This is a genomic window from Noviherbaspirillum sp. (assembly GCF_035254685.1).
Lineage (GTDB): Bacteria > Pseudomonadota > Gammaproteobacteria > Burkholderiales > Burkholderiaceae_D > Noviherbaspirillum.
In genome coordinates, this window is record NZ_DATFAI010000009.1 from 37595 (window position 1) to 54213 (window position 16619).

Consider the following 16619-nt stretch of genomic DNA (forward strand, 5'->3'; position numbering starts at 1 on the left):
GCGCCGACTTCCTGCATCACGATGCGCCATCCAGGCTCCGCCGACGAGCCATGATGCAGGATCTGATTACCTGGCTAGCGCAGGAGAGAATGCATGGACGCAGAAAAGCCCTCCCACTCGGTGGTCAAGTCGGCCAGGCGTGTACTCGAGATTTTCGAATTCTTCGCGGGCCGGCAGGCGCCCGCAACGGTCATGGAGGTGTCGCGCGAACTCGGTTATCCGCAGTCGAGCACCTCGGCCTTGATGGAGAGCCTGCGCAGCCTCGGCTACCTGAGCTACGACCGTTATTCGCGGCAGTTCAACCCGACCCTGCGTGTTGCCTTCATGGGGAACTGGGTGCAGGAAAGCATGTACAGCGACGGCAACCTGTTCCGCCTGATGGTCGATCTGCAGCAGCGCTCCGAGCTGACGGTGATCCTCGGATTGCAGAACGACATCTACGTGCAGTACATCCACAGCATCCAGTCCGCCTCGCCGCTGCGCCTGTTCGTGCGGCCGGGAACCTTGCGCCCGCTGGCGCGTGCCGCGATCGGGAAGATGCTGTTGAGCACCAAGTCCGACAAGGAGATCCGAGCATTGCTGACCCGGATCAACGCCACCGAAGAGGTGCCGGAAAACCGGATCAAGTTTGCGGACCTGATGAAAGACATCGAGGGCTGCCGCCGCGATGGTTACTACATCAGCCAGGGCACGGTGACGCACGGCGCCGGCGTAATTGCCATGCTGCTTCCTGAAAGCCCCGGGCAGCCGCCGATGGGCCTGGGGATCGGCGCACCGATGTCGCGCCTGCTGAAGAAAAAACAGGAAGTCATCGACATGCTGCAGGAAGCGCTGCAGCCACAGTTCGGCATCAGGCGATCCGCATGACGCGAAACTGCGGTTGCAGAGCGCGGCGACTTTACCAATCCATCCGTTCCATTCACTTTCAATAACAATGAACCCGACACAACGCAACAAGCCACGCCGCAGCGCGCTGTACACCCCGGGCGCGAATCCGCGCGCCATGGAGAAAACAAGGCAGGTCCCGGCAGACGTTTTCATTCTCGACCTGGAAGACGCCGTGGCGCCCGACAGCAAGCTGGAGGCACGGCAGCACGTCACCGCCTTCCTGCAACAGCACAAGGCCGACAAGCGCGAACTGATCGTCCGGGTCAACGGCCTGGACACGCCCTGGTGCGCGGACGACCTGCGCGCCGTGATCAGCCTCGGCATCAGCGGCATTCTCTTTCCGAAGATTAATAGCCGCCGCGATGTCGAGCGCGCCGAGGAAATGCTGACGGCAGCCGGCGCCCCGGCATCGATGCAGCTGTGGTGCATGATCGAGACACCGCTCAGCATCCTCAACCTGCATGCGATCGCACAGCATGCGGAGAACAGTGCCTCACGCATGAGCGTGTGGGTGATGGGCACCAACGATCTGGTGAAAGAGTTGCGCGCGCAGCATACGCCGGACCGCACGCCCATGCTGTATGCGCTCGGTGCCGCATTGAATGCCGCCCGCGCTCATGGGCTCGGCATCCTCGACGGTGTGCACAACGACATTGCCGATTCCGAAGGGCTGACGCGTGTCTGTGAGCAGGGCAGGGCAATGGGATTCGACGGCAAGACGGTCATCCATCCATCCCAGGTCGATCAATGCAACCGCATTTTCTCACCTGACCCGGAGGCAGTGGAAAACGCACGCCGTATCATCGCCGCCTTCGACCGCCCGGAAAACGCCGGTAAGGGCGTGCTGCAGGTGGACGGCAAGATGGTCGAACTGCTGCACGCGGCGATTGCGCGCGACACTATCGCCATTGCTGACGCGATCGCGGCATTGCAGGCGGATCAGGCCGCGGCCTGATCGGCACAGGCGAACGGCGGCGCGTGGACGCACAGCACGGAAGCCGGGCGGCAACGCCGGCGAAGAAGACAGCGGACGTACCCGAGCCCCGGCCGGCATTGCCGGCGCCGCCGCTGTGGATGATCAGCCTGGTGCCGGCGCTTGGCCTGTTCGCCTCCTCGGTGCACATGCCATCGATCCCGGCGATGGCGGTCGACTTCGGCGTCGGGCCGCAGCCGGTGCAATTCACCGTGTCGGTCTACCTCGCCGCCATGGCCATCTTCGCCCTGCTGATCGGCCCGTTGAGCGACCGCTTCGGGCGCCGACGTGTCGGGCTGGTGCTGCTCTTCGTCTTTACGCTCGGAAGTTTCGGCGCCCTGTTCTCTCCCAACATCGACCTGATGCTCGTGTCGCGCCTGGTGCAGGGCATCGGCGCCAGCGGCGGCGTCGTGCTGTCGCGTTCCATGGTGCGCGACGCCTTCGACGGCGCCGCTGCGGCGAAAGCGTCTGCACAGGTGGCGATGGCCGTCTCCATTGCGCCGATGTTCGGGCCAGTGTTCGGCGGATATGTCCATGAACTGCTCGGGTGGCGCGCCAATTTCCTGATCGTGGCGCTGCTCTCCTTTGCGCTGTCGGCGCTTGCCGTGCTGCGCTTCGGCGAGACGCTGCCGGCGGAGAAGCGCTATATCGGCGGCGCATGGTCGATGATGACCAATTATTTCGCCTTGATGCGCATGCGCAAATTCATGGCCTACGCGCTGCCGGTGATCTGCGGCTCCGTCGGCCTGTTCACTTTCCAGACCGAGGGTCCGGTCTTGCTGATCCGCCTCATGCGCGTGGAACCTGCCGATTACGGCTTGTTCGCCGCCATGCCGGCGGTCGGATTCCTGATGGGTACGTTCACTTCGGCCCGCCTTGCGCTGTACGTGCATGAGTCGCGGCTGATCGAATCCGGCTGCCTGCTCTTCATCGCGTCCGGCCTGCTCGTTACCGTGCTGGCGCTCGGCTTCGTGCCATCGCCCTGGTTTGTCGGCATACCCATGCTGCTGTTTGGCGCGGGCAATGGCCTGGTCACACCGAGTGCCACCATGGGCAGCCTGAGCGCCGCGCCCCTGCTGGTCGGCTCCGGCGCGGCACTCATCAGTTGCCTGAGGATGGGCGCCGGGTCGGCTGGCAGCGTGCTCATCACCACCATGCCTTCCGGTTCGGCGGCATCGATGGGAATCATCCTGCTGGGAGCGGGCATTGCCTCGATGGTTTCCTGGCGCGTTCTTCGTCGCGCAAAGGGCTGACATGGACTGACGGGTTTGCGGAAAATCAAACCGTTGGGTCAATGAAGGACCTTAGGCCGGCATGCTGCCTAAACTGGTTGTCAGATACTCTCGGCAACCGGGGAGGTGGATGATGGCTGAACTTCGTCACGACCAATTGACTGACAGCAAACAGGCCTTGCTCCAGAAGATCGACGCCGTAGGCTGGGGCATTTTCCTGATCTGGATGGGGGTGGCTTTTCTCGCCAATATCAGCTGGGGAATCGGGCTCATCGGCGTGGGCATCATCATCGTTGGCGGGCAGGTGGCGCGGAAATATTTCGCGTTGCCCGTGGAACGGTTCTGGATGATCATCGGGATCGTGTTCCTTGCCTGGGGTGTCGTCGAACTGTTGAGCATCCAGTACGGCGCCGGCGTGTTGATACCGGGCGGCGTGCTACCGATCCTGTTCATCGTCGCGGGTATTGCGCTTGTCGTGTCCGGGCTGTTCCGGAAGTCGCAGCACTAGTGCTCGCAGGCTGCGGCACTGCGCCGCCGGTCTAACGAACGGCCTTGGGAAATCCCACCGTTTGCGACAGCAAGACCTGTTGATCATGCGTGAGGCCGAGCGCGTCGGCGATTGCGGTGCGGTCGATCCAGGCGCGAATCACGGTGGCGAGGCCATTGCTCGCGGCGAACAGGTAGACGTTTTGCGCAATGGCGCCAGCCGCCGCATAAGCGTACGCAGTGCGCTGTTCCGCCGGCACGAGACGCATGCGCGCGTGGTCGGCGACATAGACCAGATCCATCGGTGCTTCATCGACGAAGTCCTGGTATCCGGTCACCCGCCGCAGGTCGCTGCCCGCGACCAGTCGCAGTGCATGTGCGGCAGCATCGTAGCGATACGCACCCGATGGCAGCGCCACGAACACATCGATCTCTTGCGCATTCAATGCAGATGGCGCAGTGCGTCCGCCGTCGGCGCGGTTGATCCCGTAGGCCGCCCAGAGCATGCCGGAGAGCAGGCCCAGGGGCAAGGCGTTCGCAGAGAATTCGCGTGATGAATGGCGCGCTGCAAAGGCTTCCATCAACGGGAGCCCGCCATGTTTCGCCGGTTCGGGCAGGACAATCGAAGCTTCCGATTCGCCGAGCGCGGGTTTGGGCCGCAAGCTTCCCATCATGCCGAGTGCCAGTTTGGTCAAGGTATTCATCGCCGTCCCTTCCCTGATGCAGGATCATGTACATCAAGGCTAGTCCACTGCGCAGCGAGCATCTTGACAGGGCGCAACAGTGGAAATAGGCGCGGGATTTCGTCGCTTGCCCTTGCGCTGCAGGCGCATCCGGGCAGCGCTTCGGGATTGAATCCGGATTACTTCAGCGGCGTTTTCAGCATCGAAGGATACCCCGCGTCCGAGGTTGCCTTCTTGAGATCATCGACGCTGGCTTTGCTGTCGTCGAACACGACAAGTGCCTCGCGCCGTTCATAGCTCACCTTCGCCTTGCTGACGCCAGGAACCTTGAGCAGCGCAGCCTTGATAGTGATCGGACAGGTGGCGCAATCCATGGTCGGCACATTGAGCGACACGGTCTGCGTTTTCGCCAGCGCGAATGGCGGCAAGCAGAGCAGTGCGGCGAGCAGCAGGGAAGCTGGATTCTTCATGATGGCAGATCAGTAGAAATAAGGCGCAAACAGTGGGAACAGCAGCAGCAGGCCGATGAAGACGGCGCAGGCCAGGAAGATCGCTTTGGTAACCGGGCGGGCCTTGTCGCAGGCCGGGCCTTCAGTTGTCGAACAGGCAGGTGACGGCCGGAACACAAGCACACCTGCCCACACGAGTGCGCCGATCGAAATCGCCGTGAAGAAGGGCGTGATTGGCCGCAGGGATGTCAGGTTCACCATCCATGCGCCGGTGATGCCGACCAGCACCAGCACCAGCGGCAGCACGCAGCAGGTGGATGCGATGATTGACGACCCGACGGCAAGCGCCATCAGTCCCGTGCTCAGGTTCTTGCGGGGCCGCGCATTGGCAGCTTTGATGGAAGTCGGGTTGTCGAGCATCGGTTCAGGGATCATCAGGCGGAGACGACGCGTGCGCTGATCGTGTACTTGAAGGAGTCCGGATCGAGCGGATCGAGCGCTTCGCCGTTGACTTCGGCCTGCGGGTACATCAGGAATCCGACTTTCCCGGTCGTGAAGCCGGGCAGGCGCACGTCATGGGCGAAATTGTAGGCCATCCAGTTGCCTTCCCAGCCGCCAAACAAGGCCTTCCTGACGGGAGCTACCACGGGATTGTCCGGGTCCTTGATCCAGGTGGCGGTTTCAAGGCGCATCACCTTGCCGACATCCGCCGGATCCATCGCGACCCAGCCGTGCTTGCGCAGGTAGACCTCGGCGCGGCAGTGTTGCGCGCTCTTGAGCGATGCCGGATTGCCGCCGAGTTCCCGATAGCCGAATGCGCTCGGCACCAGGCGGATGCCATAGGCATCGCGCGCTGGCACGCCGGCCGCGCGGCACAGGCCGACGAACAGGCCGTTGATGTCGCCGCACTTGCCGCCAAAATTGCCTGTCTCCAGCATCGCCTTGATGTCGCCGGTGCCGCAGCCGCGCACCTTGGGTTCGCGATAGGTCGAGATGATGATCCAGTCATAGATGCGCTGGACCTTCTCCTCATCGGAGCGTGCTCCGGCAACGATCTGCCGCGCCGTACGACGGACGATGCCGTCGAGCGGCATCAGGTCGGTCGGCTTCATCCACTGGCGCAGGTTGTCGGCATCTTCGTGCGCGGCGATGGGCTTCGACCAGTCCGTCGCGCGGCTCATGGTCTGTACGCGCGAGGTCACTTCCAACACGGGCGCTGCCGAGCCGTCGAATTCCGCGACCAGGTACTTCGCGCCGTAGTGGCTGTCGGTGCCGATCTGCATTACCTTGCCATTGCCGGTCCACGCGCTCGACAGCGAACGCTGCCAGTCTGTGTCGACCGACGGCAGCGGCACCCAGACCTTCGCGGGCGCACCGGACGCTTGCAGGTTCACGCGGGTGACGATCTCGAAGGTGCGCCAGTCGCCGGGGCGCGGATTGAAATGCCGTTCAGTCTGCACCTGCGCCAGCACCGCCTTCGGCACGGTGCCAAGCAGCAGTGCGCCGGATGCGGCTTTCAACAGTGTTCGGCGGGAAATCGTTGTCATGTCGATGTCTTTCATGTTGTTCAATCCTGCGTTGTTCATGTTCTGCGAATTTCGTCAGCGACGGCATCAGCACCTGACAGCGTCGATGTCATTTCGGCCTGCGCTGTCCTTGCTCGTTGAGCAGTTTTTCGATGGCGCCCTTCAGGCTGGAATCCGTCCGCTCCAGTTCACCGACTGTGCGCCAGCGGGCGCGTCCATTGCGATCAATCAGTACAGTGGTTGGCAGCACGCCGCTCGTCCATTTCTTGAATGCGTCTCCGCTCTTGTCCAGCAGGATCGGATAACCGAACTGGTGCTCGTGCGAAAAGCGCTGGATGGTCGACGCCGATTCCTTGAAATTGACGCCGAGGACGGCCACTTTCCCCGCCAGCGAGGAATCGCCTGCTAATTCATTGAGCAGCGGAATCTCGTCGACGCAGGGAGCGCACCAGCTTGCCCAGAAATTCAGCACGATCACCTTGCCGCGCAGGTCCTGAAGCTTCCATTCCCGGCCATCGGGGTCGCGCAGTGCCAGCGAAGGCGTCGGCGTGCCGTTCGGCCAGCGCTGCAGGGCAGGCTCTTTGCCCCATGATGGCTGCCATGAGATCGCGGCCGTAACGAACGTCAGCGCAAAGACGACACGGCGAATACGTATGGCCCTTGCTGGCATGACACTTCTTGGCGGATTCGGAGCTGGAAAAGACGAAATGATAGCAGATGCGGGTTTTGCTCCGTGGTGCATCGTGCGGAATGACCTTATGCTGGAAGGTGGTTTTTGGGGGGGGCAATTGGGCGGGCGGCAAACTGTTTTTCGATGTGGCAAAGAATGTGGCAGAGGTCGGTCCTTGCAGTACCTGTGCTTTCGTATATTGTTGTAAGGGCAAGAAAGCTGATCTGCTTTGTATCGCTTTTCAGGACTTGGTGTGGTGTGCAGTTCATTATCAAAACAACCACGCGGCGAGCACTTGCGCCAGATCAGCATCCCAGGACTAGTGAACAGCGGGTATGGATGATCAGACCGGCGTTATCTGTCTAGATGGAACGGCAGGCGCCACATAGCGACCATTCCCTGCGCACGTTGAGAGGCCTTTCGATCATGAAGCCCACCTACTTCGATCTAAGCGTTTCCGATATTACTCGCGCGAGGGCATTCTTCGAGGCAGTCCTGGGCTGGCATTTCGAGAAGTTCGAGATGCCGTATGAGTACTATCGAATCCAGGCTGGTCCAGACAGCGAACCTGGTATCGACGGTGGCATCGGAAGCGTCAAGGATGCGTCGCTGAGTGAGGGGCGGCCTATGACGCAGGTAACCATCCCTGTGGCAAGTCTCAGCAATGCTCTTGATCTCGTTGTTGCCAATGGCGGCAGCATAGTGGAATCGCGCACGCCCATTCCCGGTATAGGGTGGTACGCCACCTGCGCGGAGCCGGGCGGCTTGAAGTTCGGGCTTATCGAGGCAGACCCGGCAGCCGTTGCAAAGTGAAACGCCAGACCAAAACTCGCCCCATGACATCACGCTCCATCTCGCATCAACTGATCGGCCTGACCGGATGGCTGCTGGTTGTATTCGCTGCTGCGGCGATCGGGGCACTTGCCTCGCTCAACGCGCAGGCTTTCTATGCTCAGTTGATCAAGCCGGCATGGGCTCCGCCTGCGGGCGTCTTCGGCCCGGTGTGGTCGCTGCTGTACTTGCTGATGGGAATTTCCGCGTGGTTGGTCTGGCGGTCGCGGCCCGGTCGAAGACCATTGGCGTTGTTCCTTGTTCAGCTTGCGGCCAACGCACTGTGGTCGTGGTTGTTCTTTGCGTGGCATCGGGGTGCGCTGGCGGCGATGGAAGTATTGTTCTTGTTGGCAATGATTGCTCTTACGATGAGGGCGTTCTGGCACAGTAGCCGTCTTGCCGCACTCTTGCTGTTGCCATATCTGTTGTGGGTGGCTTTCGCATCAGCACTCACGTGGTCGGTCTGGCAGTCCAATCCAGGTCTCTTGTAGTCAACAGGTTCGGCAGTCTGGCCGTCATTCGTCAAGGCATATGCAGATGAAATGGTGTACGTTGCCTTGACCGAATCACGCGGAGACTTGCATTCTCCACCGAGCGAGCGTTGGGGTTGGTACGCACCAAAGTACGAACCAAAAGGAGATCACCATGAGCAACGAACAAGTGGCACCTGAGACGAACGGCGTGACGGTGAAGTTACTTGCAACGGTTGACCTTGGCCCCGAGATCGAAGGCATGGAGGGCCGCCAGCTTCGAATGCGCATGGTGACTATCGAGCCCGGGGGCGTCTTCGGCCCGGTTCACAATCACATAGACAGGCCCGGCACCGTCTACATACTGCAAGGAACGATCACCGATCACCGAAATGGTGTCGCTACGGACTACGGGCCAGGCGTGGGTTGGCCGGAAGACAGGAATACCACGCACTGGCTTGAGAACCGGGGAACGGTTCCGGCAGTGGAGATCTCGGTCGATATAGTCAGGCAAGAGTAAGCTCAGGTCCGACGTCCAGATGCATGTTGGGGGATGCCGGCATCGCGTCTTGCAAGCACTCGTATGTCAGAATGAACGTCTCGGCACCATTTCCTCCAAGAGATCCATGTGACAAAAAAATCATTCTGGGACGATGCATATGCAAGTACTCATCAGACCATTGTGTCGGCAGTCGAAGGCTGCGACATCGAATTGGAGTCGACGATTTTCTTTGCTTTCTCCGGCGGCCAGGAAAGTGATCAGGGCACCATTGCAGGGCTGCCAGTTACTTCCGCCAGGAAGGAAGGTTTGTGCATCAAATACACACTTCCGCTCGATCATGGGCTGCAGGTCGGCCAATCCGTGCTGGTTGAAATTGACTGGAGCAGGCGCTATCGACTGATGCGGCTTCATTTCGCCGCAGAACTGGTTCTTGAACTGTTCTACAAAGAGCTGAACGACGTGGAAAAGGTGGGTGCACACATCGCGCAAGACAAGGCGCGGATTGATTTCGCATGGCCGGAAAGCATCGCTCCGCTCCTCCCTTCCATCGCCGAAAGAGCCAACAAGATCATCTCCTCGGACAGGGAGATTCGCACCGGTTTCGATGATGTTGAGAATGAACGGCGATATTGGGAGATTGAAGGTTTCTCCAAGGTTCCGTGCGGTGGCACGCACGTCCGCTCTACCGGCGAGATTGGCCAGATCAGGCTGAAGAGAAACAACATCGGCAAGGGCAAGGAGCGGGTTGAAATCTTTCTTTGTGAGCAGTGAAAGGCCGGATCAACCAGCGAGTCGTTATCACCTGCCGTTTCACCGCTCGGTCATCCGCGCCGCCCGCAAGTGGCGCTTTCGAATACCCGCCGCCGAAAAATCAGCAGCGCAGCCAGCCTTTGCTGCGCGCGATGTCGATGAATGAACGCGCACCTTCCGCGACTTCACCGGCGGCATCGGGAAATGCCGACTGCAGGTCAGCGATGATGGCGTCGACGCTTTGCTTGCCGTCGCAGCGCTTCAGGATCTCGCCGGCGGACGGGTTGAGTTTGATCAGGCCTTCCGGATACAGCAGGATGTAGGCGTTCTGGCTGTTCTCCCAGCGAAAGACGAAGTGCGGCGAGAGCTTCGGACAAGCTTGGCCGCTGGTTGAGGTTTCTGTTGCGGTGGTGGTCATGGCAGCAGGGGCTGCGGCGCCGGGCGGCGGCGGCATGCGTTCGCCGCCCGGCAGGCCGCTTAGCGCACGTAGACGTAGGCGGTTACCTCGAAGCCGAGGCGGATTTCGCAGAAAGCGGGGGTTTCCCAAGTCATGACAAGTCTCCTTTGTTGAACGAGGCGGCGACATGCCGCCCCTTGACTGATTATCGGCATCCCCGACGGGACGCAACAGCAGGCTTTTGCCGGAAGCCGCTCATGAAAATCATGATCGCGCAGCATCCGCTCCCATTGGCTTGTATGCGCCCCAGCCCTCGATCTGCACATCGGCATACGCGAGCAGCATCGCATCCAGCATGGACCAGAGGATGTCGAGCTTGAATTGCAGGATGGTCAGCGCGCGCTCCTGCAGCTCGCGCGTATTGAAGTGCCCGAGCGTGATGCGCAGTCCATTGATGACGTCGCGCGGCGCTTCGCTCAGGCGGCGGCGGAAATAGTCGTAGCCTTCCGGCTCGATCCATGGATAGTGTTTCGGCCAGAAGTCGAGGCGGGACTGGTGAATGGTCGGAGCGAACAGTTCTGTCAGCGACGCCGCTGCCGCTTCCTGCCAGGGGCGCTGGCGGGCGAAGTTCACATAGGCGTCAACGGCGAAGCGCACGCCGGGGAGCACCAGCACCTGCGAAACGATCGTCTCGCGCGACAAGCCCACTGCCATGCCGAGCCGGATCCAGGCCTCGATGCCGCCGTCCTCGCCATTGAAGCCGTCATGGTCGAGGATGCGCTGCACCCAGTGACGCCGCACTTCACGTTCCGGGCAGTTGGCAAGAATCGCCGCGTCCTTGATCGGAATGTTGATCTGATAATAGTAACGATTCGCCACCCACCCCTGGATCTGTTCGCGGCTGAGCAGGCCGCGGTGCATCATCACCTGATATGGATGATGGATATGGTAGCGCTCGCCCATGGCGCGCAGCCGTGCTTCAAATTCTTCCTCGGTCCATGGCCGCATGTCATTCATCTTCATTGCATGTCTCCCGTGTCGATCAGCATTCCGTCCCACGCGACCTCGATTCCGGCGCGCGTCAGTTCTGCGCGTTCCGGTGAGTCCTCGTCCAGGATCGGATTGGTGTTATTGATGTGAATGAGCACCTTGCGCGGCTTGTCGTAGCGCGACAGCAAGGCCATCATCCCGTCCGGTCCGCTCTGGGGCAGGTGTCCGATGCCGCGCGCAGTGTTGGCGGACAAGCCCATACGGATCATTTCGTCGTCGGTCCAGAAGGTGCCGTCAAGCAGGACGCAGTCCGCGTCGCCGATAAAGGGTTCCAGATGATCCTCCATGGCACCGAAGCCGGGTGCGTAGAAAATCTTTTTCCCGGTGGCGGTTTCCTCGATCAGTACGCCGATGTTGTCGCCGGCGTGCGCGTCATGCCGGTGCGGCGAATAGGGCGGCGCCTTGCTCGCCAGCGGCACGGGCGTGAAGCGCAGGCCCGGCGCGGCCGGCACGGTGAAGGCAATCGGTGGCGTCACCTGCAGCGGCTGCCAGCGCACCGTGCAGAAGTGCGACAGGACATGGAAAATCGGATTGCCGGTGCTCAGGTCTTCCTGCACCTGCGGCGTGCACCAGATATCGAGCGGCCTGCCTTCGCGCAGCATGAAAAGGCCGGTGGTGTGGTCGATCTGCGCATCGATCAGGACTACGCCCGCGATACCGGTATCGCGCAGCCCTCTGCCCGGCTGCAGGCAAGGATTGGCACGGATCTGCGCATGGATGTCCGGCGAGGCGTTGAACAGGACCCAGTCGCGGCCGTCCGTGCTGACGGCGATCGACGACTGCGTGCGCGGCAGCGCGCGCACCGTCCCCTTGCGCACGCCGTCGCAATTGCGGCAGTTGCAATTCCATTGCGGGAAGCCGCCACCCGCGGCAGAGCCAAGTACGAGCAGTTTCATGCGTCCAGTATGGGTGCGGCGGTTGCCAGGCCGCGTGCGGAGATTCACGAAAGCGTGATCATGGTTTTCTGGAGTTGATCGTCAAGGCGAGTGTTCCACTTTGGTACAACTTGTTCGATTTCTGGACAGTGACAGGTGTTGCGTCATGGGACGAAGACCTGCGGTGCGCAGTATCAGCGCCACGCACGCGCCCTTCTCCGGGTGTGGCGTGAAATTTGCGTTGATGGAAGGCCCGAACACCCGAGTAATGCCGTTCAGTTAAACCTGCTTGCGCAAGAATGTCGTCCCCTCGAAGGCGGGGATCCATAGGGAGACAGCTCCAGAGAATCAACATGGGTTCCCGCCTTCGCGGGGACGACGCGAAAAATAGTATTCACTGAATGGCATTACCAACCCCGGAGCCCTATAAAGAGTGAGTGCCGCGATGACGTTGCGACCAGATGAAATGCGCCTGCACACCCGCATCAGCCTCGTGCTGACGGCCCTTGCCGCCGCGCTCGTTCTGGCGCTGGGGAGCCTGTGGCTGAAGCAGACCCGGGACGGCATCCGCGAGGAAGTGGAAGCCGCCACGCGCGTCGCGGAACAGTGGCTGACCGTATCGGCGCGCGAGTTGCATGCCGGACAAGACGGATGGAACAGCGAGCGGCTGCTGGCCCATCTGCGGGACGTGGGCCGGATCCGCGCCAACGCGCTGGAGGTCGTCGATGCCGCCGGCACTCGTCGCTACCTGTCGCCGGGGCCCACCTACAAGGCTGGCCGCGCTGCCCCCGGCTGGTTCGCTGCCGTGGTTGAGCCCGGTTTCGCGGCGCGCCGCGTCGACGCGGGTGAACTGACAGTGATCCTCCATCCGGACGCCTCACGCGCAACGCTGGATGCGTGGGACGATCTGTGCACGATGGCGGGCTGGGCCGGCGTCCTGCTTGCTGTGCTGTTCTTTACGGTTCGCCATGCACTCGATCGCGCGCTGCGCCCGCTCGGGCAGGTCATGGCGGCGCTTGATCGCACCGGGCGCGGCTGCTTCGATACCCGCCTGCCCGTCTTCCCCGAGCCGGAACTCGGCCGTCTCGCCAAGGCCTTCAACGGCATGGCCGATCGCCTCGTGGAAGCGGTCAATGACAACGTGCGGCTCGGCAGCGAGAGTGAACTGAACGAACGCTTGCAGGCCCGGATCGAAGATGATCGCCGCAGCATCGCCCGCGAACTGCACGATGAGCTGGCGCAGGGAATCACCGCCGTGCGCGCGCTTGCCGGCGCGATCATGCAGCGCACGGTGGACCAGCCGGCATTGCATGCCCCTGCGCAAAGCATCCTCACCGTCGCCGGCCAGATGCAGGACGGCGTGCGCACCATCCTGCAGCGCTTGCGCCACCAGCAGGGCAGCCTTGGCGCCAGCGCAGACGACACGCTGGGGCGCTACCTGCAAGCCTGGCAGCAGCAGTATCCGGATATCCGTCTCGGCATGCAGCTCGCCGGCGGCAATGCTCCCATCAGCGACGGCATCATCCAGGCGCTTGTTCGCATCACGCAGGAAGGATTGACGAACGTGGTCCGCCATGCGGCGGCGACGCGGGTGGAGATTACCCTGCGGCGGCTGGAAGCCAGCGACGGTGTCTGGCTGGAACTGGTCCTTGCCGATAACGGCCGCGGTTTCGCCGCGCCGACATCATCACCCGGCTGCGGGCTCGGCCTCGCCGGCATGCGCGAGCGTGCCGCCGCCCTGGCTGGTGAACTTCGCTTCGACACTGTGGCCGACGGCGGCACGCGCCTGTGCGTGCGCCTTCCCCTCACGAAATGCCATCCACTGGAGGAAACAAAATGAGCCTATCCCTTTCGGGCCAGAAGATCCTGCTTGCCGACGACCACGCCATTGTGCGCATGGGATTTCGCCTGCTGCTCGAAGGCGCAGGCGCGGTGGTGGCCGGTGAAGCCAGCACCGGCGAAGAGGCATTGCGTCTCTACGCCGAGCTGGATCCGGACGTACTGGTCATGGATGTGTCGATGCCGGGCCTCGGCGGGCTCGCCGCACTCGAACGCCTCTCAGCACGTCATGCCGGCGCGCGCGTGCTGATGCTGTCCGCGCACCAGGACGCACTCATCCCGGTGCGCGCGCTCAAAGCCGGCGCGGTCGGTTACCTGAGCAAGCGCTGCCTGCCCGAGGAATTCCTGCAGGCCGTGCGCCAGGTGAGCCAGGGGCGGCGCTATCTCGATCCGGAACTGGCGCAGCAAGTGGCCTTGGCACAGATTTCAGGCGCCGCCCATCCTGCCGATGCACTGACGGAGAAGGAATTCAGCGTCTTCCTGCAATTGGCGCAGGGGCGTTCCGTCAATCAGGTCGCGCAGGATTTCCATTTGAGCGCGAGCACTGTCGGCACGCACCTGTACCACATCAAGCAGAAGCTCAATGCGAGCAATGCCGCCGAGCTTGCGGTGATCGCAATGCGCTCCGGCTTGATGGAGGCCTAAGGCGCATAGCGTTCCGTCGTGATACCTGATCCGCTCTTCCCGCCGTCCACGCCGTACCGCACGCAACAACTGCCGGTTGGCGACGGACATGTCCTGCATGTCGAAGAATGCGGGCGGCACGATGGCATACCGGTGGTGTTTCTGCACGGCGGCCCCGGCAGCGGCTGTTCCGTCGAACACCGTCGCTTCTTCGACCCGACGCGCTTTCGCGCGGTGTTGTTCGATCAGCGCGGTTGCGGCAGAAGCACGCCGCTGGCTGGCCTGAAGTGCAACACGACCGCGCATCTTGTCGAGGATATCGAGCGCATCCGTACCTCACTCGGCATCGAACGCTGGATCGTCTTGGGCGGCTCCTGGGGCAGCCTGCTCGCGCTCGTCTACACCGGTCGGTATCCGTCGCGTGTCGCCGGACTGGTATTGCGCGGTATCTTTCTCGGTTCCGACGAAGAATTGCGGCGCTACGTGAACGATGCGGAAGGCGCAGCGCCGCATGCATGGCAGGCATTCGCCGACGGCATTCCCGAGGAAGAACGCGGTGACCTGCTGCGTGCCTACACGTCGCGTCTGCTGGCCGGCGATACCGCCGCCGCCCGTCGCTGGCTCGACTATGAGCGCGCACTCATGGGCGAGCCGCCGTTGTCAGACGTGCCGGATGCGCGTCGTCTCGCCAAGACCATGATCCAAGGGCATTACCTTGCCAATGCCTGCTTCTCCGATGTCGCCGATGTGCTCGCCGCCTGTGCACGATTGCGCCATCTTCCTGTCTGCATCGTGCAGGGCCGTCGCGATACAGTCTGTCCGCCGCGTGCCGCCGCGCGTCTGCAGCGCGCCCTGCCGAATGCGGTAATGCGCTATGTCGAGACCGGCGGGCACAACGCCCTTGCCGCAGACATGGCCGGCACCTGCGTCGCGATGCTGGAGGCCGTGGCGGCAGCTGCCGATTTCTGAGCTAATCCGGTTCTCCAGAAAATCGCGAGGCCGAACCCGATAAAAGCGCGATGCCCATCTCCGCGCCTTCTCGTCGCGCCGCCTTTCCCGTCGATCCACAATGCATGCAAGACAGCGGGCTTTCCGCACCGCTGCGATGGAGACGAAAGGATGCAATCATGCCGAAGGAATCTCGCGGCGTCAGCCTGGACGGCGACGGCAAGCCGCTGTGGCTGACCCTGGAACTGACTTACCGCTGCCCCTTGAAATGCCCGTGGTGCAACAACCCGCTGAACTTCAAGGACTATGCGAATCATGAGCTGTCAACCGAGGAATGGAAACGCGTATTGCGTGAAGGCCGCGACCTCGGCGCACTGCAACTCGGCTTTACGGGCGGCGAACCGCTGGAGCGCGATGACCTGGAAGAGCTGGTCGCCTGCGCCGACCGCCTCGGCTACTACACCAATCTCATCACGTCCGGCATCGGCCTCACCGAAGCGCGCATGATCGCCTTGAAGGAAGCCGGCCTCAAGCAGGTGCAGTTGTCGCTGCAATCGACCAGGGCGGAGCTGACCGACGAACTGGTCGGCGCTAGGGCGCACGCCCTCAAACTGGAGGCCGCGCGCCTGATCAAGGCACACGGATTCCCGATGGTGATGAACATGCCGGTGTGCAAGCAGAACATTCGCGACATCGATGCCATGTGCGAATTCGCCTCGTCGATCGGCGTCGAATACATCGAGTTCGCCAACCTGCAGTACTACAACTGGGCGCTGGTCAACCGCGAGGAACTGATGCCCAGCTTGGACGAAGTACGCGAAGTGGAAGCCACCGTGCAACGCTGGCGCAAGAAACTGGGCGACAGCATGACGATCTATTTCGTCATTCCCGATTACTACGAAGGCCGCCCGAAAGCCTGCATGAACGGCTGGGGCGCGATCCACCTGACTATCGCACCGGATGGCGTGGCCATGCCGTGCCAGGAAGCGCGCGTGATTCCGGGGCTGGACTTCCAGTCGGTGCGCGACAAGCCGCTGTCCTGGCTCTGGCATGAATCGCCGCTGTTCCGCAAATACCGCGGCCTCGACTGGCTGCCCGAGCCATGCAGCTCCTGTTCAGAAAAGGAAAAGGATTTCGGCGGCTGCCGCTGCCAGGCCTTCCTGCTGACTGGCGATCCGACCAATACCGATCCGGCCTGCAGTCGCTCGCCGCATCACCACCTCGTGCAGGAAGCCGTCAAGGACGTGGTGCGCCCACTCCGGTTTCGCAAGCCGCTGCTCAAGCGTACCAGCGCCGCGGTATCCACTGCCTTCATGGAGGAATAAATGCGCCATCCCTACGATACGGCAACCGGCACGATACTGCTCGGCGCGATGCTGACGGCATTGCTCGTTGCACTGGTCCGGCTGCTGTTGTTATGAGGCAT

Annotated in this window: 21 protein-coding genes; 12 read left to right on the forward strand and 9 right to left on the reverse strand. The window is 62.1% G+C overall.

The genetic code is table 11. The annotated features are described in order from the left end of the window. Positions 1-93: 93 nt before the first annotated feature. From VJ698_RS01785 to VJ698_RS01800, 4 genes are all read left to right on the forward strand, one after another. Positions 94-867, forward strand: coding sequence for an IclR family transcriptional regulator (locus tag VJ698_RS01785; protein WP_324100941.1), 774 nt, complete (start codon positions 94-96; stop codon positions 865-867). A 67-nt stretch (positions 868-934) separates the two neighbouring features. Beyond that, positions 935-1843, forward strand: a complete 909-nt coding sequence (locus tag VJ698_RS01790) for a CoA ester lyase (RefSeq protein ID WP_324100942.1) — start codon at positions 935-937, stop codon at positions 1841-1843. A 23-nt stretch (positions 1844-1866) separates the two neighbouring features. Beyond that, positions 1867-3114 carry a multidrug effflux MFS transporter gene (locus tag VJ698_RS01795; protein ID WP_324100943.1) on the forward strand — a complete coding sequence of 416 codons (1248 nt, stop codon included), beginning with the start codon at positions 1867-1869 and terminating at the stop codon, positions 3112-3114. A 109-nt stretch (positions 3115-3223) separates the two neighbouring features. Beyond that, a complete protein-coding gene (locus VJ698_RS01800) occupies positions 3224-3601 on the forward strand; it encodes a hypothetical protein (protein ID WP_324100944.1) in 378 nt (125 codons plus the stop codon). Between the two features lie 31 nt (positions 3602-3632). Here the strand turns inward: VJ698_RS01800 and VJ698_RS01805 are convergent, their stop codons facing one another. From VJ698_RS01805 to VJ698_RS01825, 5 genes are all read right to left on the reverse strand, one after another. Then, positions 3633-4283 (reverse strand): nitroreductase family protein, encoded by a 651-nt coding sequence (locus VJ698_RS01805; protein WP_324100945.1) that lies wholly within the window; start codon positions 4281-4283, stop codon positions 3633-3635. Between the two features lie 158 nt (positions 4284-4441). Further along, positions 4442-4732: a mercury resistance system periplasmic binding protein MerP gene (merP, locus tag VJ698_RS01810; RefSeq protein ID WP_414691081.1), complete on the reverse strand. Its 291-nt coding sequence runs from the start codon at positions 4730-4732 to the stop codon at positions 4442-4444. A 9-nt stretch (positions 4733-4741) separates the two neighbouring features. Next, positions 4742-5146 (reverse strand): mercuric transporter MerT family protein, encoded by a 405-nt coding sequence (locus VJ698_RS01815; protein WP_324100946.1) that lies wholly within the window; start codon positions 5144-5146, stop codon positions 4742-4744. Further along, the gene (locus tag VJ698_RS01820; RefSeq protein WP_324100947.1) at positions 5146-6273 is read right to left on the reverse strand and encodes a transglutaminase domain-containing protein; all 1128 of its coding nucleotides are present in this window, start codon (positions 6271-6273) and stop codon (positions 5146-5148) included. Before VJ698_RS01820 ends, VJ698_RS01815 begins: the two co-directional genes overlap by 1 nt. Before the next feature lie 73 nt (positions 6274-6346). After that, positions 6347-6907, reverse strand: coding sequence for a TlpA family protein disulfide reductase (locus VJ698_RS01825; RefSeq protein ID WP_324100948.1), 561 nt, complete (start codon positions 6905-6907; stop codon positions 6347-6349). A 426-nt stretch (positions 6908-7333) separates the two neighbouring features. On the opposite strand from VJ698_RS01825, the gene VJ698_RS01830 reads away from it, so the two are divergent. From VJ698_RS01830 to VJ698_RS01845, 4 genes are all read left to right on the forward strand, one after another. After that, entirely contained in the window at positions 7334-7720 is a 387-nt protein-coding gene (locus VJ698_RS01830) for a VOC family protein (protein ID WP_324100949.1), read from the forward strand. Continuing rightward, entirely contained in the window at positions 7717-8229 is a 513-nt protein-coding gene (locus VJ698_RS01835) for a TspO/MBR family protein (protein WP_324100950.1), read from the forward strand. Before VJ698_RS01830 ends, VJ698_RS01835 begins: the two co-directional genes overlap by 4 nt. A gap of 154 nt (positions 8230-8383) precedes the next feature. Next, complete coding sequence (locus VJ698_RS01840; RefSeq protein ID WP_324100951.1) at positions 8384-8728, forward strand: cupin domain-containing protein; 345 nt, start codon at positions 8384-8386, stop codon at positions 8726-8728. A gap of 108 nt (positions 8729-8836) precedes the next feature. Next, on the forward strand, positions 8837-9481 hold the full coding sequence (locus VJ698_RS01845) for an alanyl-tRNA editing protein (protein ID WP_324100952.1): 645 nt from the start codon (positions 8837-8839) through the stop codon (positions 9479-9481). A gap of 100 nt (positions 9482-9581) precedes the next feature. On the opposite strand, the gene pqqD is transcribed toward VJ698_RS01845, so the two are convergent. Genes pqqD through pqqB form a run of 4 tightly spaced genes read right to left on the reverse strand, consistent with a single transcriptional unit; the run spans position 9582 to position 11803 of the window. Beyond that, positions 9582-9878, reverse strand: a complete 297-nt coding sequence (gene pqqD / locus VJ698_RS01850; protein WP_324100953.1) for a pyrroloquinoline quinone biosynthesis peptide chaperone PqqD — start codon at positions 9876-9878, stop codon at positions 9582-9584. A gap of 59 nt (positions 9879-9937) precedes the next feature. After that, complete coding sequence (gene pqqA, locus VJ698_RS24560) at positions 9938-10207, reverse strand: pyrroloquinoline quinone precursor peptide PqqA (protein ID WP_414691083.1); 270 nt, start codon at positions 10205-10207, stop codon at positions 9938-9940. Then, complete coding sequence (gene pqqC / locus VJ698_RS01855; RefSeq protein ID WP_324101016.1) at positions 10122-10874, reverse strand: pyrroloquinoline-quinone synthase PqqC; 753 nt, start codon at positions 10872-10874, stop codon at positions 10122-10124. Before pqqC ends, pqqA begins: the two co-directional genes overlap by 86 nt. A gap of 2 nt (positions 10875-10876) precedes the next feature. Continuing rightward, positions 10877-11803, reverse strand: coding sequence for a pyrroloquinoline quinone biosynthesis protein PqqB (gene pqqB, locus VJ698_RS01860; RefSeq protein ID WP_324100954.1), 927 nt, complete (start codon positions 11801-11803; stop codon positions 10877-10879). A 424-nt stretch (positions 11804-12227) separates the two neighbouring features. Here pqqB and VJ698_RS01865 point away from each other — a divergent pair, with 424 nt between their 5' ends. The 4 genes from VJ698_RS01865 (at position 12228) to pqqE (ending at position 16518) form a co-directional block, all read left to right on the forward strand. Continuing rightward, the gene (locus VJ698_RS01865) at positions 12228-13622 is read left to right on the forward strand and encodes an ATP-binding protein (protein WP_324100955.1); all 1395 of its coding nucleotides are present in this window, start codon (positions 12228-12230) and stop codon (positions 13620-13622) included. Beyond that, a complete protein-coding gene (locus tag VJ698_RS01870; RefSeq protein ID WP_324100956.1) occupies positions 13619-14266 on the forward strand; it encodes a response regulator transcription factor in 648 nt (215 codons plus the stop codon). The genes VJ698_RS01865 and VJ698_RS01870 overlap by 4 nt, the downstream gene beginning before the upstream one ends. A gap of 18 nt (positions 14267-14284) precedes the next feature. After that, on the forward strand, positions 14285-15214 hold the full coding sequence (gene pip / locus VJ698_RS01875) for a prolyl aminopeptidase (protein WP_324100957.1): 930 nt from the start codon (positions 14285-14287) through the stop codon (positions 15212-15214). Positions 15215-15372: 158 nt separating this feature from the next. Further along, positions 15373-16518 carry a pyrroloquinoline quinone biosynthesis protein PqqE gene (pqqE, locus tag VJ698_RS01880; protein WP_324100958.1) on the forward strand — a complete coding sequence of 382 codons (1146 nt, stop codon included), beginning with the start codon at positions 15373-15375 and terminating at the stop codon, positions 16516-16518. Positions 16519-16619 lie beyond the last annotated feature (101 nt).

Excerpts from the sequence above, each read along its gene's own strand:
- pqqD (WP_324100953.1), bottom strand. The coding sequence starts at position 9,878 with ATGACCACCACCGCAACAGAAACCTCAACCAGCGGCCAAGCTTGTCCG.
- merP (WP_414691081.1), bottom strand. The coding sequence starts at position 4,732 with ATGAAGAATCCAGCTTCCCTGCTGCTCGCCGCACTGCTCTGCTTGCCG.
- VJ698_RS01865 (WP_324100955.1), top strand. The coding sequence starts at position 12,228 with ATGACGTTGCGACCAGATGAAATGCGCCTGCACACCCGCATCAGCCTC.
- pqqC (WP_324101016.1), bottom strand. The coding sequence starts at position 10,874 with ATGAATGACATGCGGCCATGGACCGAGGAAGAATTTGAAGCACGGCTG.
- VJ698_RS01800 (WP_324100944.1), top strand. The coding sequence starts at position 3,224 with ATGATGGCTGAACTTCGTCACGACCAATTGACTGACAGCAAACAGGCC.
- VJ698_RS01825 (WP_324100948.1), bottom strand. The coding sequence starts at position 6,907 with ATGCCAGCAAGGGCCATACGTATTCGCCGTGTCGTCTTTGCGCTGACG.
- pqqB (WP_324100954.1), bottom strand. The coding sequence starts at position 11,803 with ATGAAACTGCTCGTACTTGGCTCTGCCGCGGGTGGCGGCTTCCCGCAA.
- pqqE (WP_324100958.1), top strand. The coding sequence starts at position 15,373 with ATGCCGAAGGAATCTCGCGGCGTCAGCCTGGACGGCGACGGCAAGCCG.
- VJ698_RS01815 (WP_324100946.1), bottom strand. The coding sequence starts at position 5,146 with ATGATCCCTGAACCGATGCTCGACAACCCGACTTCCATCAAAGCTGCC.
- VJ698_RS01790 (WP_324100942.1), top strand. The coding sequence starts at position 935 with ATGAACCCGACACAACGCAACAAGCCACGCCGCAGCGCGCTGTACACC.
- VJ698_RS01870 (WP_324100956.1), top strand. The coding sequence starts at position 13,619 with ATGAGCCTATCCCTTTCGGGCCAGAAGATCCTGCTTGCCGACGACCAC.
- VJ698_RS01805 (WP_324100945.1), bottom strand. The coding sequence starts at position 4,283 with ATGAATACCTTGACCAAACTGGCACTCGGCATGATGGGAAGCTTGCGG.
- pqqA (WP_414691083.1), bottom strand. The coding sequence starts at position 10,207 with ATGCGATGCTGCTCGCGTATGCCGATGTGCAGATCGAGGGCTGGGGCG.
- VJ698_RS01840 (WP_324100951.1), top strand. The coding sequence starts at position 8,384 with ATGAGCAACGAACAAGTGGCACCTGAGACGAACGGCGTGACGGTGAAG.
- VJ698_RS01820 (WP_324100947.1), bottom strand. The coding sequence starts at position 6,273 with ATGAAAGACATCGACATGACAACGATTTCCCGCCGAACACTGTTGAAA.
- VJ698_RS01830 (WP_324100949.1), top strand. The coding sequence starts at position 7,334 with ATGAAGCCCACCTACTTCGATCTAAGCGTTTCCGATATTACTCGCGCG.
- VJ698_RS01785 (WP_324100941.1), top strand. The coding sequence starts at position 94 with ATGGACGCAGAAAAGCCCTCCCACTCGGTGGTCAAGTCGGCCAGGCGT.